The organism is Ferrovum myxofaciens (genome assembly GCF_000735045.1).
In the GTDB taxonomy this organism is placed as follows: domain Bacteria; phylum Pseudomonadota; class Gammaproteobacteria; order Burkholderiales; family Ferrovaceae; genus Ferrovum; species Ferrovum myxofaciens.
Window position 1 is genome coordinate 1 of the sequence record NZ_JPOQ01000460.1, and the last position, 343, is coordinate 343.

The following is a 343-nucleotide window of genomic DNA, read 5'->3' on the forward strand; positions in this document are numbered from 1 at the left end:
GAGTTCCGGTCATAGCATTTTGATCACCGGGGCCACCGGGTCAGGTAAATCCTGGTTGGCTTGTGCACTGGCCCAGTATGCTTGTCGGCGTGGATTCTCTGCCACTTATCTGAGGGTCCCACGCCTACAGGAAGAACTGCGTGTCATGCATGGCAGCGGCACCTTTGTGAAGTGGTTGATGCAACTTGCCAAAACAGATGTACTGGTATTGGACGATTGGGAGCCATTGACAGTGCCACTCGTTCGGATTTGCTGGAAATCATTGATGACCGTTCGGCTACCCGTGCCACCATTCTCACCAGCCAATTATAATGCTGTGCACAGCATTATAATTGTAATGCGG

The 343-nt window shown here is 51.6% G+C and carries 1 pseudogene; it reads left to right on the forward strand.

Annotated elements, in window-relative coordinates:
• A pseudogene (locus IV91_RS19920) lies at positions 1-309 on the forward strand (ATP-binding protein); the annotation flags it as partial.
• Between the last annotated feature and the right edge of the window lie 34 nt (positions 310-343).